We start from the raw sequence: 16,163 nt of genomic DNA, 5'->3' as shown, positions 1-16,163 counted from the left end.
TGTTAGGTTTCCAATTAAATAAAAATCCCGATAATCTTGATTATCGGGATTTTTATTTTGAAAGGCTTTATAAATTTAGAATCTGATCTTTCGGGTATTTTACTCTGTAGCTAATTCTGAATTTTTTAGTTTCATTTGGTTTTAGCTGTAACTGCCAAGTAAGGATTCCAGTTTCTGAATTGACTTTGGCACCATCACTTTGCAGAAGTTCTACCTCAATTTCCTTGTTTGTGCTCAATGGATATTGATCTTTCAAGATCAATTCAACAGCTTCTTTTTTATTGTTTCTTACGGTAAGGTCAAACGTAAACGTTTGTTCTTTTCTGGCAGATAAAAATTTAGTTCCTGATTTATCGGCAACTTTTTCTCTTTTAATAGATACTTTTTTATCACGCCCCATACTTAGATTCAAAGTATCGCTGGTTTGGTTTGGCTCAATAAAAGTCTTACCCACATACATGCCTTCAAAAATAATATTAGCTTCGCCACGCAGTAAATTGTATTTACTGTAATCTGCAATTTCAGCCAGTAAAAAAGCATCATTTTCTACTTTTGGAACAGCATAATATTTGTACGTAGCAGGGAGTTTTATTTCCTTCAAAGAGACACTGTGAATTTTTCCATTCGATAAAATATCATACGGAATATCAATGTCAAAAGAAATATTAAGCTGGTTTTCTGCCACTGTTGTGTAATCAGAAATTGTGGATTCTGCCATAATTGGTTCTGCACTATAATTAAGATCACTGCTTTCCTTTTTAGCTTTCATTGCCCCAACACTTTGCAGTTGATTCATAACAGCTCTTTGATTGTAGCCATAATTAACATTGTTTCTCAAAAACCATGAGCTTAAAATTGGAGCCTGATTATTTTGATTAGGATAACCGCTTGATAAAGTAAGTTTTACTTTTTTCCATTCAATTCCTGTATTTTGAACGACTTGTGCTTTGTACATCATATTGATTGGTGCATTTACACTTTCGGCTCTCAAATCATAAAAAGGTGACCAGGAAGCATTATTAGTCAAATAAGATATTTCTAACGGAACATTTCCTGTCTGATTATTCATTACCTGAACAATCAATTTTCCAGACGAAGTTTGTTCTTCTTTGTCGGTATTTATTTCCAGTTTGTTGTTTAATTTTTGGAGTGTCTGATCCAATTTTTGCTTTTTTTCTGTAAGGTTGTTGATGTTATTGGAAATTTCAAGTTGTTTGTTCTTGTAATATTCCACCATTTTCATCAACTCAGCCACATTTAGTCCAGAATTAGCTCCGGAAATCTGCTGGTTTTTATCTAACAGCTGGATTGTTTTTGTTTCAGAATTAATAGCATTATTTACTTTTTGAATTTCCTTTTGAACTAAAGTAATACTGTCTCGTACTCTTTTTAGTAATGGTGATTGTGAATCGGTTTCATATTCTGAAATATAATTATTGGTAAACTGTACTGAAAGTACTGTTACATTTGTAGGTGCTCCAATTTGAATAGAACTTTCATTTAAGTTTACGGCTACATTTTTAATCACTATTTCAGAGGTTCCTATTGGTAAAACAACATTTGCAGTCTCTAATATTTCGGCTGCATTAAAGTACACTGTTGCTGCTTTTACTTTTGCAGTTGTGAAAACAGGTTTTTGCGCAAATACGCATGAACACAGCATAAGTAGGAGTATCGTTACTAATTTTTTAATCATATAGCTATAATTTTAAATATTAAGTTAATTTTCATGATATAAAAATTTTAATATCATATTGATTTAATAATACATTACCAAGATAATTTTCTTTTTAGAATTATCAATCTGTTTTTCGAGTACATTGAAGAATTTTTCATTTACCATAGGACATCCTAAACTATTGCAGATTGGATATCGCTGTTCTTCAAACGGAATATCTTCATATTTATGTAGGACTATATTTCGATCAAAGGCATTGCTGTTGCTTTTATCTAAACCGTATAATTTATAGGCTTTTCCAAATCTTCCTGTATAGGAACCACCAATGGCGTATTTGCCAAGCGAACTGCAATTGGAATTTTTGACATTGCTAAATTTCAATTCTCCATAAATGCCAGTTTCGGAACCAGAACCATGTCCAACCAAACCTTTATCTAGTAATTTGTTGTGTTTCAAATCATAAACAAAAAACCGATTTCTTCCGGATTCTATCTTCATGTCTAAAAAGAAAGCAACATCTGAATTGTATTTCGGAGATTTCCCCAAGAATCTCCTGATTTCAGTGACTTCATTTTTTAGTTTCTCTTCGTAGGAATAAATCGGTTTTGAACTTTTACTGACTGTTGGTTTTTCTTCTTTATTTCTACAGGCAAATGCGGTGCAGAAAATCGAGAGCAAGAAGAAAAAGAAAAGGTTGCTTTTCATACACCAATTTATTTCTCAACGGTATAACCTTTTACTTTGGCAAAAGCTATTATAGATGAATTGATAGTATTGCCTAAATCATCCTGCTTTTTGGTTTTCTTAGATTCCGTATCAATATATTCCTGACGTTTTTTGGCCAAAACGCTGATTTCTTTCTGGATGGTTTCTCTTTCTTTTGTCTTTTCAGTTACTATTTTCTGCAATTCTGCAGTCGATTTGTTTTGCAATTCTGTTGGTAATTCTTCTTTTTTGATTTTAGAAATAGCTCCTGCATCGTCTTTTACTTTGTCAACCAAATCCCAGCTGTCGTTTTTATAAACTGCTTTGGATTTACTTACGGCACGGTCTGTATAATTTGAAGCTGAAACCATTTTTGCGTTTTGATCCTGCTTTATCTGATTCATTTTTTTATCAGCTCCTTTTGCTCCGTAATTGATGTAGGTTTTGTTCATTTTTTCATCGCATTTGGCAATTTCATCATCATACGGAGTGGCGATATATTCTACCGCTTTGTCTGAATCAATATTGAAATATTTTCCTTTTCCGCGGTCTGCGCCGTCTTTCCAAAAAATGTTGATGCCTTCGGTTTTATTACCGCAGAAAATAGTATTTACATAAATACCATTTTTTAAAGCATTGCTAATCGCTTCTTTGTAACTGATTTTTCCCTGATTGAATTCTTCGTTTCCTGCAATATAAATCAGTTTCATACTGCTGTTTTCTGATGCCCATTTCAGATCTTTCGTTGCATCCTGAATAACGGCTCCGCAATATTCACTTCCGCCGTTGGTTCTAAGCGCAAACAGTTTTTCAGAAATTAAATCCAAATCGGTTGAAAGCGGTGTTATTTGTCTGATGAAGTTTGATTTTGCAGAAAGTCCATCATTGCCATATTCATATAAAGCAATTTCGATATCAGGTGTTTTTCCTTCATATTTTAAAGTGGTCAGCGTATTTACAATATTCCACAATCGTGATTTTGCCTGATCGATTAAACCGTCCATACTGCTCGAAGTATCCAGCAAAAGGGCAACTTGTATTTTAGTGTTGGAAGCTGTTGCCGGTTTTTCGATTTCAGTTTTCGGTTTTGGTTTGTCATTGGAAGAATGACAGCTTGTGATAGAAAATGCAATTGCAAATAGTGCGGAAATAAAAAGATTTGATTTCATGATTTTTAGTTTTTACTGATGATTACAGATCAAACTTAGAAACAAAAAAGGCCTATTTTTCGGACAAAGGGTGAAACGGGCTTTTGACTTGGTGAAATGGTCTCAGCTTAATAGTTTTGTTTTGTCATATTAATATTTAAAGTTTTTAAATCGCCATTTGGTGTAACCAGAATAAACTCTTTGTCTCCTTTTACATTTTGTTTCTTTTCTCTGTTAATAACAATTTTTACTTCATATTGTACCTGAATAACAGGTTCTAAAACCGAAGGATTAAGGATAAAATCAAACTCTTTACCAAAAACCGGCTGGTAATAAAGTGTAGTCGATTTGGTAGCTTGGTTAATATTTGAATTCCTTTTTAAGTTTAAAGAGGAGCTGTTGTATGCCTCATAAGATCGATACATTTCTACGGGTAAGTTTACAATGAAATCATCAGCAATTCTTTTTTCGGCGTTTGTAAAGGTTTCGCCAAGAAGAATTTCATAGTTTTTTATTTTTTCCTGAATCAGCAGTCTGGCTTTGGCCATCATTTCTTTTTTGATGGTTTCCAAAGCATTTGAAAAGTAATCTACGCGCACCAAATCGTAAATTTCATTACTGGATAAAATGGAAATAAATTCATTTAACTGATTTGGATCCGAAAATTTAATGTAGATGTTTTTCTTCAATTCAAATCCAGTCGGAACTTCGTTATAAGTTTTTCGGCTGAATACTTTTTTTTCAGTTTCATATTCATAAACCGGAACAAACGAAATCATATCGACAAAAGTTTCAACGCCTTTTTTAAGTTTGATTTCGTTCAGCGCCTGTGTAATTCTCTGGTCAAGTAATTCGTTGACTTCTTTGGTTGTTTTGCCGGTTTGAGTGGTGCTGAAAATAGCGGTATAAGAATCTGCTTTAACATTGGCAAGTCCTTTTACACTTGCGACAATACCATCGTTAGAAGGAAAATTGATGTTAATGCTATTTTGGTCATTATAATGATTTTGATAATTGACATTTCCTGAAACCTGTGCAACTACAAACTGAGAAAATAGAATGATAAAAAGAGATAAGAATAGTTTTTTCATGATTTTGATTTTTGATTCGGAAACAAATGTATTGCAGGAAAAAACGTATTTTTGGCAGAATGGGTCAACAGGCCGTTTGACTTGGTGAAAGATATAGGATGGGAATCTGAAATTAGGTTACTTTACATTTTCTAAATTATTTGTTGTGAAGCATAGTGTGTTAATTGTTTTTAGTCTGTTTTTTTTAGTGTTGTTAGTTCCACAGCGAATGACAGCACAAGCTATTCCTGACAAAAAAATGGAGAAAAGCAGTACCAAAATCAGTAAAACGGCAGAAGAATTATCCAAATCACTTGATGATAACGATGAATCGAAAATTGCTCAGAATTACGAAAAACTGGCTAATGAATTTTTGAATAAAGGAGATAATGCCAAAGCAGAAGAATACTATAAAAGAGCGTTAAACAGTTATACTAAATTAAAACTGACAGAAGACAAAACCCGTGTTACCAGAAGTCTTGCTAAAGCACAGGAAAATCAGAAAAACTTTGGCTCGGCGATTAAAAACTATGAAAAAGCGGGATCGTTGACAAAAGATGCAGTTGAAGAAAAAATCAATTTAAATGATGCCAACCGTTTAAAAAATCAGTCCGATCCGGCAAGTCAGGCAGATTATGTGGATTCGAATATTGATTTACTGAAAAAGGAAAACAAAAAAGGCGAAGTTAAAGAAGCTTATGTACAGAAAGCGCAGAATTCACTTCAGTTAAATGATAAAAAAGTAGCGATTGAGAGTTACAACAAAGCCTTAGATTATACCAAAAATAAACCTGAAGAAGCTATAAAAATCAAAAACGAAATTGCTAAAGTTTATGCCGAAGACAATCAGTTTGATAAAGCGCTTCTGATAAGCGAAAAAATATTGGCAGAAGCCAGAAAAAATAAAGATTATACAACCGAAATAAAACAGCTTCAATCGCTTTCATCCCTTTATTTTGAAAAGAAAGAACCTGAGAAGGCGATTTCATCATTAAAAGAAGCGTATGATTTGTCTTTTCAAAAAGGAAATTCGGCGGAAGCCAAAAAGAGTTTATCATCTTTGGTTAAATACTACAAAACCAAAGGTCAGGATAAAGAAAGTATGGTTTTGTACGAACAATTTTTTGAAAATTTCGACAGACTGATTCATTCTGATACTACTTTGATTGATGCGAAGACTTTCCAAATCACAGAAGAAAAAATCCGTCAGTTGGAAAAAGAAAAAACACTGAAAGACGAACTGATTTCGAAGAAAAATACCTTCAATTATTTCCTGATTGGTTCAGTTGGGTTGTTACTGCTTTTGTTTTTGTTTATTGTAAAAGCTTTGTATTCTATTAAAATTAAAAATAAAGAAATCGCTTTGCAGTCATTGCGTCGTGAGATGAATCCGCATTTTATTTTTAATAGTTTGAATAGCGTCAATCAGTTTATTTCGGAAAACAAAGAATTGGAAGCTAATAAATATTTGACGTCTTATTCGAATTTGATGCGGAATATGATGGAGAATTCCAATAAGGATTTTATTTCTCTGGATAAAGAAGTAGAACAGCTCAAGAAATATCTGGATTTAGAACATCTCCGTTTTGAAGATAAATTTGATTTTGAAATTACGGTTGATGATTCGCTGGACCCGGAAAGGGTTTTTGTTCCGAATATGATTTTACAGCCTCATCTTGAAAATGCCATCTGGCACGGATTACGTTATTTGGATAAAAAAGGATTTTTGTCTTTGCGATTTGATTATAAAAATGGTAAAATCATCGTTACCATTGAAGACAACGGAATTGGTTTAACCAAAAGCGGTGAACTCAAAACAAAAAACCAAAAAATATACGAATCCAGAGGTCTAAACAATACCAAAGAACGAATTGCGCTTTTGAATGAATTGTATAAAAAGGAAATTACATTTAGAATTGTAGAAAAAGAAGGACTGGAATCTGGGACAATAGTTCAAATTGTTTTTCCATTAATTGACAAAATATGATGACGCTCCAAAAGATAAAAAGTGTAATTGTAGAAGATGAACTAGCTGCGCGAGAAGTGCTCAAAAATTATTTGAGTAAGTATTGTCCGCAGGTTGAGGTTATTGGCGAAGCGCAGAATATCAAAGAAGCGGTTCCTTTGCTTCACGAACTGAACCCACAATTGGTTTTTCTGGATGTCGAAATGCCTTTCGGAAATGCTTTTGATGTTTTGGAAGCCTGCAAAGACTTGCATTTTGAAACCATATTTGTCACGGCATTTTCTGAATATTCGCTTCGAGCTTTGAATCAAAGTGCCGCGTATTATCTTTTAAAACCAATTAGTATTGAAGAGCTGATTGTAGCGGTAAATAAGGTTCAGCATCAAATTATGAATCATGAAATCTTCAACAGAAATAAAATTATTGTTGAGAATTTCCACGAGCAAAAACCAGAAAAACAACAAGTGATTCTTCCAACGCTTGAAGGTTTTGAAGTCGTAAAAATGGAAGAAATAGTACGACTTCGTGGTAACGGAAATTTTACCGATTTGCATCTCAACAACGGAAGTAAAAAAATGGTCTGCCGTTTCCTGAAGCATTTTTCAGAGATTTTGCCTCTGCCTTTTATTCGGGTTCATAAATCGCATATCATCAATATCAATTGCGTGAAATCGTATAACAAAGGTGGAATCGTGACGCTTAATGATGGTGCTGAAATTGAAGTTTCGCCAACTTATAAAGAAGAATTCCTAAAGAACTTTAAATAATTCGTTTCCTTTCCTGCAAGGTTTTCAAAACCTTGTAGGTATAAGTATGTAGAAGTAAAAAGGATAACACCTACAAGGTTTTGGAAACCTTGCAGGAGAAAAAAGCTTCGCGCCGTAGGTAATAAGTATGTAGAAGTAAAAAGGATAACGCCTACAAGGTTTTGAAAACCTTGCAGGAGAAAAAAACTTAGTGTCTTAGCGCCTTCGCGGCAAAACTACAAATCAAATTCATCATCCACAGCCAAAGAATCATTTTTGACTGCAGTGGAATCCGGAGCTTTGATTTTAATAAAAGAACGCGCATTTCCTGAAATATAAACCGGTAATATTCCAGTTGTATCTTCCGGAACTAAAAGCCCTCTTCTGAACATTAAGTTTTTCAGGAACTTTTGATTTTTTAAAGCATAATCTTTCAAATTTCCCTGATCATTAAACTGATACATGAATTTTCTTGGCTTCGGAATAATCATTGCCAAATACAAACATTCATCAATATTTAAATCCGCTGGACTTTTTTGGAAATAGAAATGACTTGCTTCGCCAATTCCGTATACATTTGGCCCCCATTCAATAATGTTGAAATACACTTCTAGCATCCTTTCCTTGCTTACAATTCGGTTGTTTTCTAAAATGTAAACTAAAAGAATTTCTTCAAGCTTTCGCGAAAGCGTTTTTTCTCTAGTCAGAAACACATTTTTAATCAACTGCATGCTGATGGTACTGGCACCGCGAGAGAATTTCTTAGTCCTGATGTTTTTTAGAATAGATTGCTTGAAAGCTTCATTGATAAATCCGCGATGCGAGAAGAAAGATGGATCTTCAGTCGTTAATACCGATTTTCTTAAATAAGGGGAAATCTGGTCTAAAGGCGTATAATTCGGATTTGCATTTCCAACCAAAACCGGTCTTTGCAATACATTTTGAATAATAGCACGATAGACAAATTCGCCATTTAGCTTATTTAAATCGGCTTCGCCATATTTGGTAATTCGTAAATCTTCTTTATTTAACTTGCTGTCAAAAACAAGCGTATTGGGTTTGTTTTTGTTGAATTTGAAGTCTAGTTTATAATCGAAATTTCCAGTCGCCTGCATGCCCTGAAAATGCGTAAATAAACCATCTGGAAGCGAAACGATAAAATCCTGCGCTTTCATTTTCGGAATGTCGACTTTTAAAGTATAAACTGTATCTTTTTCGGTATCGTAAGAAATGTACGGACGGACTTTAATTTTATTCAACTGCATAGTTGAAGTGCTGTCGATCGAAATAAAACTGTCCCCCAATAAAAAGCGGTAATCAAAACGAGCATTTTTAATTACGACATCTTTGCTCGCAATTTTTGGATGATTGATTTTAAGATTAGCAATAGAAGTGTAACCGTCAATATGAAGTTCGCTGCCGCTTTTATCAATATTCTGAACATTTAAGCGGATCGAATCGAAGCTTGCTTTTAGATTATAACGCTGATCCAAATACGGAACACGAATTGCTCCTGTATCGAGATTGAAAAATCGAATATCGGCTTTTTTATTTCTTGGATCTGCAAATCCTTTAATGTTCCAACGCTGATCAAAATCTTTAGCCTGGACATGAAGATTCGTTTCCAGTTGTTTGTCGCTTAAAACCAATTTATTTACATCAACAGTAGTTTGTTTTCCGTTGTCGTCGATTTTGAATTTGAAGTTTTTCAAATCCATATCGGTTGGCACCAAATTCAGAACTTTTGAAATGATTCTGTAAGCAAAAGAAGCATATTTTCGTTTTTCGTTCGATTCTGTTTCTTCCTGGTCTTTTTTTAGAAAAGCATCAAAATTTCTTTTTTTACCTTTTTTTACCAATTGAATATATCCATTATCCACTTTTAAAGTTCCAACCTGAACATCTCCAATTAATAAATTGCTTAAACTAATGCTGGTTTCTACATTTTTGATTTTGACCAGTGTATCAGCATTTATTGGAGCCAAAACAACATCGGTCAATTTTATAGTCGATAATCCATCAAAAGAAGCCGATTCTACAGAAAAATTACTGTTGTACTGCACAGCCATTTTGTGGGTAACTTTTGCAATTGCCTGTTTTAGAAGAGAATTTCGGAAATAGTACAACCCAATGCAAAGCACAAGAATTACTATTCCCAGTATTTTTAGTGCTTTGTATATTTTTTGTTTTGGAAAATTCATAAAGTTAATTTCTTAAAGAATAGAACAGTCTGTGATGTTAAATATTTTTTTCTGCCACTAATTCAAAAATTTTTTTTCCATAAAGATTTAAATATAATTCGTGAATTGCTTCGCCCGTTCGCTATCGCTCGGGTCGTGGCTAACAAAAAAAATTACCCAAAAAGAATGCTGGCAACATCTTCAATTTTAGCGACCAATTCGATTTTGATTCCTGTATTTTTTAAAGCAATTTTATTGTATTTGGAAACAAAGATAGTATCAAAACCTAATTTTTCGGCTTCCTGAATACGCTGATCTACTCGGTTAACTGGACGAATTTCGCCAGAAAGACCAACTTCACCTGCAAAACAGAAACCTTTACCAACCGGAATATCTTCATTTGATGATAAAATCGCGGCCACAACGGCTAAGTCAATTGCAGGATCATCAACAGAAATTCCTCCCGTTACATTCAGGAAAACATCTTTTGCACCTAAACGGAATCCTGCTCTTTTTTCTAAAACGGCCAAAATCATGTTTAGTCTTTTGGCGTTGTAACCTGTTGTGCTTCGTTGAGGTGTTCCGTAGACAGCTGTGCTTACCAAAGATTGTATTTCGATCATCAACGGACGCATGCCTTCAAGAGTTGTAGCAATTGCTGTTCCTGATAATTCTTCGTCTTTGTGTGAAATCAATATTTCAGACGGATTGCTTACTTCACGCAAACCGCTTCCAAGCATTTCATAAATTCCAAGTTCTGATGTAGAACCAAAACGGTTTTTCAACGAACGTAAAATTCTATAAATATGGTTCCGATCGCCTTCAAACTGAAGAACAGTGTCTACCATATGTTCTAGAATTTTTGGCCCGGCGATGTTTCCGTCTTTGGTAATATGTCCAATTAAAATAACCGGAATGTTAGTTTCTTTAGCGAATTTTATTAACTCGGCTGTTGTTTCTCTGATTTGAGAAATACTTCCAGCGGTCGATTCGATATAATCGGTATGTAAAGTTTGGATCGAATCGATGATTACGATTTCTGGCTGAATCGCTTCAATCTGTTTGAAGATATTCTGTGTTTTGGTTTCGGTTAGAATGTAACAGTTGTCGCTGTTTGGCGTTATTCTTTCCGCACGCATTTTGATTTGTTTCTGACTTTCTTCTCCAGAAACATATAAAGTTTTATAAGGTAATTTTAATGAGATTTGAAGTAAAAGTGTACTTTTTCCAATTCCAGGTTCTCCGCCTAAAAGTGTCAAAGATCCCGGAACGATTCCGCCTCCTAAAACACGATTCAATTCGCCGTCAGTTGTATCCATTCGAATTTCCTGAGCCGAATCAATTTCGTCAATTTTTAAAGGCCTTGGCGCTTTGTTTGTTGAAGTGGGTTCGCTTTTCCAAGCCACTTTTTCCTGCTTCTGAATAATTTCTTCAGCAATTGTATTCCATTCCTTGCATGCATTGCACTGTCCCTGCCATTTGGAGTATTGAGTGCCACAATTTTGGCAAAAAAAGGAAGTTTTAACTTTTGACATTATTTACTTTTTTTGGCAAGCGTATTCATTTCGTCAATCTTCTCATACATCATGTCTTTGTTCAAATCGCCAATCGGCTCCATTTGTGAAGCATTTTGGTATTTTTTTGATGCATGTTTCGGATCGCCTTGTTTTTCATACATTAATCCTAATTCATATTCTCCCAACATGGCTTTTGGATAATTTACATTTCCAATTTCGGCCATTTTTCCTAATTCGCTATAGGCGTTTCTTTTTAAAATAAGATTTTCTACTACTTTAAAATCGCTTATTCGAACTGGAATCTGAACTCCTAAAACTTCAGACATGTCAGCATATTTTTTTTCTAAGTATTCAGCATAACCTTCTTGAAGAACCGCAATTTTGTCGTTGTATTCGGCAGAATTTATAGGTCGGTATGCTTCAAAAATCTGGTACAACGCACTTGGGATAGAATGTAATACTTCTGTGTAATGCGTAGCACCCTTAAAAACATCGTATTTATAATTCACTAACGGATTATTAGCGATTTTAATATTATTGTTTAATTTTTCAATCGGTTCTTTTATCTTTTTAATGTCACCTTCGCCTGCAGAAAGATAGTAGAAAATCGGTTTTTTTATTTTAGCAAATTTTTCAGCAATACGCACTTCCATTTTTGGGGCAAGTTCCGGACTTAAGCAGATGTATGCATTAAAGAGTGGCATTTCTTTATACAGATAAAAATTAGCAAAACTTGCTGTTATGTCATGGCCTGCAATAAGTCTGAAAGGCGAGGTACGATATTTTTTTTCAATATAAGGCACTAATTCTGCTCCGACGAATTCGAAAAACTTGGAACCTTTTTCAAAAGGAAGCCCTTCGTTTTGGTCGATTGTGGTGTCGTCAAAACGTTCTCCATCTTTATTTTGGTGAATTCCGATAATGATCATTTCCGGAATATCATCCCAATACGAACCATAACTTACAGCTCCGGAAAAAGGATCAAATAAGTAATCGCCATCCAATAAATAAAGAACAGGATATTTTTTGTCTTTGTTTGCTTCATAAGAAGCCGGAAGTCCAATTGTAATTCTACGCTCTTCTCCCAGTTTTTCTGATTTAATGTTGTCGAACGTTTTTTGGGCAAACGACGAGAATGAAATCAAAAGTGTTAGTAGGTAAACTTTTTTCATGATTTGTGGCATTTCAGTAAATTAAAAATGTATTGAAAATAGTGTAGCAATATACTATTTTATTTGCTTCTTTGTTAAAAGGGATAAAAATTGAAGCACAGTATTTTAGCGTCAAAATCATTTTGGATTAAGACAAAAGAGGAATTCTTTGTACAAAAAGCTTTGAACAAAGAAAGTAAATTCTTAAAAAAGAAAGAATTGGTTTAGGTTAGCGAATTGTCATTTTCGTTAGGGAAAATAATCCACGGTTTGAAGGTCTTCGCTTCTTCAAAATCCAAAGTTGCGTAAGAAATGATAATGATGATGTCATCTTTCTGAACCTTTCTTGCAGCTGGACCATTCAAAGTGATTTCGCCTGAGTTTTTCTCACCTTTAATAGCGTAAGTTTCAAAACGTTCGCCATTATTAATGTTCACAATAGATACTTTTTCGCCTTCAATAATATTTGAAGCTTCTAGTAAAGTTTCATCAATAGTAATGCTGCCAATATAATTTAAATCGGCACCCGTTACTTTAACGCGATGAATTTTTGATTTTATAACTTGAATTTGCATGCTGCAAAGTTAGATTAATTTAATGAAATGGTGTCTATCAGTCTTATAGAATTAACAAATACTGCTATAAATGCACGGTAGTTTTTGTCATTCTCTTTCTGATCGATAGGTAAAAGTGTTGATTCGTCAGCAATAACAAAATATTCAAGCTCGAATTCGTTATTGTCTTTGAAAGAATTTTCTACAAATTCCAATGTTTCCTGTGGACTATGATTCTTAAAAATCTCTTTAGCCTCAGTTAAAGTTTTGTAGATAATAGCGGCATCTTTTCGTTCTTGTGCAGAAAGGCGTTCATTACGCGAACTCATTGCAAGCTGGTTTTCTTCCCTGAAAATAGGACAGCCAACAACATTTACAGGTAAGTCCGCTTTTTCGACCATTTTTTTAACAATTTGAAGCTGCTGAAAATCTTTTTCTCCAAAATAAGCATTGGTCGGAGTGACAATCTCAAAAAGCCTTTTTACAATTGTTCCAACGCCATTAAAATGTCCTGGCCTGAATTTTCCTTCCATTTGATTTTCCAATCCGTCGAAATCAAAAGTTTGAGAAACAGTATTTCCTTCATAAATATCTTCGACAGAAGGAGCGTATAAAATGATTTTATCACTTAATGTACGCATTTTCTTAATATCTTCTTCTAAAGTTCTCGGGTATTTTGCTAAATCTTCCGGGTTGTTAAACTGGGTTGGATTGACAAAAATGCTTACAACGGTGTCGTCGTTTTCTTTTAGTGAACGCTGCATTAAAGCCAAATGTCCTTGGTGTAAAGCGCCCATTGTTGGTACAAATCCAATAGTTGAATTTGCGGTTTTGATAGTTTTAATATAGGCTATCAAAGCTGCTTTACTGTAGAAAATGTGCATTGAGGTATTATTAAAATTTTATGCAAACATAATATATTAGTTATAAACTGCATAAATTTTTGTAATTTTGCGACGTTTTTATTACCAAAATTAAGTAAAATACTATTATGAAAGATAAGAGGATATTATATGTATCATCTGAAGTCGTGCCTTATTTGGCTGAAAATGAGGTTTCTTTAATGTCTTATGACGTTCCGAAAATGATTAATGACCAAGGAGGTCAAATAAGAATTTTCATGCCAAGATATGGGAATATCAATGAGAGAAGACATCAGCTACACGAAGTGATCAGGCTTTCAGGGATGAATTTGGTAGTGAATGATTTAGACATGCCGTTGATTATTAAAGTTGCTTCAATTCCGAAAGAGCGAATTCAGGTCTACTTTATAGATAATGATGAATATTTTAAACGTAAAGCAACCTTCGCAGACGAGGAAGGTGTTTTATATCCTGATAATGACGAAAGAGCAATCTTCTTTGCTAAAGGTGTTGTGGAAACAGTGAAAAAATTAAACTGGGTTCCAGATATCATTCACGTTCATGGATGGCTTGCAGCAATGCTTCCTATCTATATGAAACATTATTACAAACATGAAGCCTTATTTTCTGAAACCAAAATCATTACTTCTGTTTACGGACAGTCTTTTGATGAGAATTTGGATTTGGAGATGATAAATAAAGTTAAATTTGATGGTGTTCCTCATGATGCTGTATCAGATTTAGAAGTTCCAAATTACGAGAATGTTTTAAAAGCAAGCATCTTACATTCTGATGGAGTAATCATTGCTTCGGAAAATGTTTCTCCAAGTTTAACAAAATTTATAGAATCTTCAGGAAAACCTTTTTTACCTTTCGCCACGAAAGATGCATTTGCTGACGCTTATACAAATTTCTATAGAACGTTTGGACTTTAAATTTTAACTTTATTATAAAACATGTATAATACTTCTTTTGTTAAGAAAATTCTTTTAGCTTTAATTGTTGTTTCTTTATATTCTTGCGACAAAGATTTTAATGCAGTAGGTGATGGTTTAATTGCAGATGATCATTTTGGGCTTGAAGCGCAAGATTATAATGTTTTAGCTTTTAATCAAGAAGTGACTCCTATTCAGTCGAATAATTTAGCTGTAAATGCTTTGGGTATTTTTGATAATCCTTTATTTGGTACTACTACTGCAAATTTTGTGACCCAAGTTGGACTTGTTAGCTATGCGCCAACAATTGGAGAGTCTCCGGTTGTAGAAAGTGTTGTGCTTACTATTCCATATTTTGTCAAAGATAAAACGACCGATGCTGAGGGTAATAGTACTTACAAGCTAGATTCTATTTATGGGGGTCAGGGAAGTGATTATAAATTAAAATTGAGTGTTTATGAGTCAAAAATGCAGATGAGAAACAGCTATTTCAGTGGTGGTTCCCAATTGCCTCAATTTTATTATACAAGCCAAAATAATGATTTCTTTACTATTGCTAATAAGGATGTGTTATTAAATGATGGAGCGGCCGTAGAAAATGAACAATTCTTTTTTGATTCTAAAGAAATTGTAACTAAAACAGTTGATGCAGACAATAAAGAAACTGTTACAAGAGTTGCTCCGCAAATGACTTTAAATCTTAATAAGCAATTTTTTCAGGATAAAATATTAAATGCTGTAGCCTCAAAACTTTCTACAGAAGATCTTTTTCAGGAATATTTTAGAGGGTTGTATTTTATGGTAGAAAAATCAGGAACTTCTCCTGCTAATATGGCTTTAATGGATTTTTCTAAAGGAGTAATCACTATTAAATATAAAGCTAAAACAGCTTCTACAACTGATGATGCAAATGCTACAGAAGATAAGCAGATTCTAGTAAACTTAAAAGGTGTTACAGCAACTAGTACGGCTAGTTTTCTTCAAGATGCGAAAAATGCCGATTATCAAAGTGCCGTTGCAAACAGAAATGATAAAGATGGTGACGAAAGACTTTACTTAAAAGGAGGTCAGGGATCTTTGGCAATAATTAAGCTTTTTGATCAGACAGATGTTCTGAGTTATGATGCTAATGGAGATGTTAAAGATGGTGCCAATGGTGTTCCTGATCAATTGGATGAAATCAGAAAAAATGTTACGCTTAAGAACTGGAAAGTAAATGAAGCAAATCTTGTCTTTTATATTGATGCCGATAAAATGGCCAATACAAAAGAACCAATGAGAGTTTATTTGTCTGATATGACTAATAATACAGTTTTGGCAGATTTCTCTACCGATGATAGTACATTTGGTGGTCTAATTGTACTTGATTCTAATAAAAAAGGCAAAACATACAAAGTGAGAATTACAAGTCATATTCGTAATCTTATAAAAGATGCAACATTGAAAAATGTTAATTTAGGATTGACTGTTTCTCTAAGTTCTGCAGCTACTTTTGCTGTGCCTAATGTATTGGAGCTTAAAAATGAAACTATATCACAAGCGCCTAGAACATCAGTAATGAGTCCTTTGGGTACTGTTTTGTATGGCGGTAAGGCTTCTGCTGGTGATAAAAGATTGAAACTCCAGATCTACTATACGAAACCAAATTAA

General features: G+C 33.8%; 13 protein-coding genes. 4 read left to right on the top strand and 9 right to left on the bottom strand.

Annotation, left to right across the window (positions count from 1 at the left end):
- Positions 1 to 67 precede the first annotated feature (67 nt).
- The 4 genes from P2W65_RS04270 to P2W65_RS04255 all read right to left on the bottom strand — a co-directional run bounded on the left by P2W65_RS04270 (position 68) and on the right by P2W65_RS04255 (position 4,622).
- Complete coding sequence (locus P2W65_RS04270) at positions 68 to 1,696, bottom strand: DUF4139 domain-containing protein (protein ID WP_289663732.1); 1,629 nt, start codon at positions 1,694 to 1,696, stop codon at positions 68 to 70.
- A gap of 63 nt (positions 1,697 to 1,759) precedes the next feature.
- Positions 1,760 to 2,383: a murein L,D-transpeptidase catalytic domain-containing protein gene (locus P2W65_RS04265; RefSeq protein WP_289663731.1), complete on the bottom strand. Its 624-nt coding sequence runs from the start codon at positions 2,381 to 2,383 to the stop codon at positions 1,760 to 1,762.
- An 8-nt stretch (positions 2,384 to 2,391) separates the two neighbouring features.
- The gene (locus P2W65_RS04260) at positions 2,392 to 3,552 is read right to left on the bottom strand and encodes a vWA domain-containing protein (protein WP_289663729.1); all 1,161 of its coding nucleotides are present in this window, start codon (positions 3,550 to 3,552) and stop codon (positions 2,392 to 2,394) included.
- 107 nt (positions 3,553 to 3,659) lie between these two features.
- Positions 3,660 to 4,622 carry an SIMPL domain-containing protein gene (locus P2W65_RS04255; protein ID WP_289663727.1) on the bottom strand — a complete coding sequence of 321 codons (963 nt, stop codon included), beginning with the start codon at positions 4,620 to 4,622 and terminating at the stop codon, positions 3,660 to 3,662.
- A gap of 208 nt (positions 4,623 to 4,830) precedes the next feature.
- On the opposite strand from P2W65_RS04255, the gene P2W65_RS04250 reads away from it, so the two are divergent.
- Together P2W65_RS04250 and P2W65_RS04245 are read left to right on the top strand one after the other, a co-directional pair.
- Positions 4,831 to 6,588 carry a tetratricopeptide repeat-containing sensor histidine kinase gene (locus P2W65_RS04250; protein WP_289663726.1) on the top strand — a complete coding sequence of 586 codons (1,758 nt, stop codon included), beginning with the start codon at positions 4,831 to 4,833 and terminating at the stop codon, positions 6,586 to 6,588.
- Complete coding sequence (locus tag P2W65_RS04245) at positions 6,585 to 7,334, top strand: LytR/AlgR family response regulator transcription factor (RefSeq protein WP_289663725.1); 750 nt, start codon at positions 6,585 to 6,587, stop codon at positions 7,332 to 7,334. The genes P2W65_RS04250 and P2W65_RS04245 overlap by 4 nt, the downstream gene beginning before the upstream one ends.
- A 215-nt stretch (positions 7,335 to 7,549) precedes the next feature.
- On the opposite strand, the gene P2W65_RS04240 is transcribed toward P2W65_RS04245, so the two are convergent.
- The 5 genes from P2W65_RS04240 to panC form a co-directional block, all read right to left on the bottom strand.
- Entirely contained in the window at positions 7,550 to 9,514 is a 1,965-nt protein-coding gene (locus P2W65_RS04240) for a transglycosylase domain-containing protein (protein WP_289663724.1), read from the bottom strand.
- 152 nt (positions 9,515 to 9,666) lie between these two features.
- Positions 9,667 to 11,028 carry a DNA repair protein RadA gene (gene radA, locus P2W65_RS04235; RefSeq protein WP_035652862.1) on the bottom strand — a complete coding sequence of 454 codons (1,362 nt, stop codon included), beginning with the start codon at positions 11,026 to 11,028 and terminating at the stop codon, positions 9,667 to 9,669.
- On the bottom strand, positions 11,028 to 12,182 hold the full coding sequence (locus P2W65_RS04230; protein ID WP_289663723.1) for an alpha/beta hydrolase: 1,155 nt from the start codon (positions 12,180 to 12,182) through the stop codon (positions 11,028 to 11,030). The genes radA and P2W65_RS04230 overlap by 1 nt, the downstream gene beginning before the upstream one ends.
- A gap of 203 nt (positions 12,183 to 12,385) precedes the next feature.
- Positions 12,386 to 12,736, bottom strand: coding sequence for an aspartate 1-decarboxylase (gene panD, locus P2W65_RS04225; RefSeq protein WP_008465481.1), 351 nt, complete (start codon positions 12,734 to 12,736; stop codon positions 12,386 to 12,388).
- 14 nt (positions 12,737 to 12,750) lie between these two features.
- The gene (gene panC / locus P2W65_RS04220) at positions 12,751 to 13,599 is read right to left on the bottom strand and encodes a pantoate--beta-alanine ligase (RefSeq protein WP_289663720.1); all 849 of its coding nucleotides are present in this window, start codon (positions 13,597 to 13,599) and stop codon (positions 12,751 to 12,753) included.
- Between the two features lie 107 nt (positions 13,600 to 13,706).
- On the opposite strand from panC, the gene P2W65_RS04215 reads away from it, so the two are divergent.
- Positions 13,707 to 14,513: a glycogen/starch synthase gene (locus tag P2W65_RS04215; protein WP_109191016.1), complete on the top strand. Its 807-nt coding sequence runs from the start codon at positions 13,707 to 13,709 to the stop codon at positions 14,511 to 14,513.
- A gap of 21 nt (positions 14,514 to 14,534) precedes the next feature.
- Complete coding sequence (bamH, locus tag P2W65_RS04210) at positions 14,535 to 16,163, top strand: BamH family beta-barrel-assembly machinery protein (RefSeq protein ID WP_289663718.1); 1,629 nt, start codon at positions 14,535 to 14,537, stop codon at positions 16,161 to 16,163.

Origin of the sequence: Flavobacterium panacagri, assembly GCF_030378165.1 — a bacterium.
GTDB classification, from domain to species: domain Bacteria; phylum Bacteroidota; class Bacteroidia; order Flavobacteriales; family Flavobacteriaceae; genus Flavobacterium; species Flavobacterium panacagri.
Note: the sequence above shows the minus strand (reverse complement) of the source record. Positions and strands in the feature narration are given on the sequence as shown.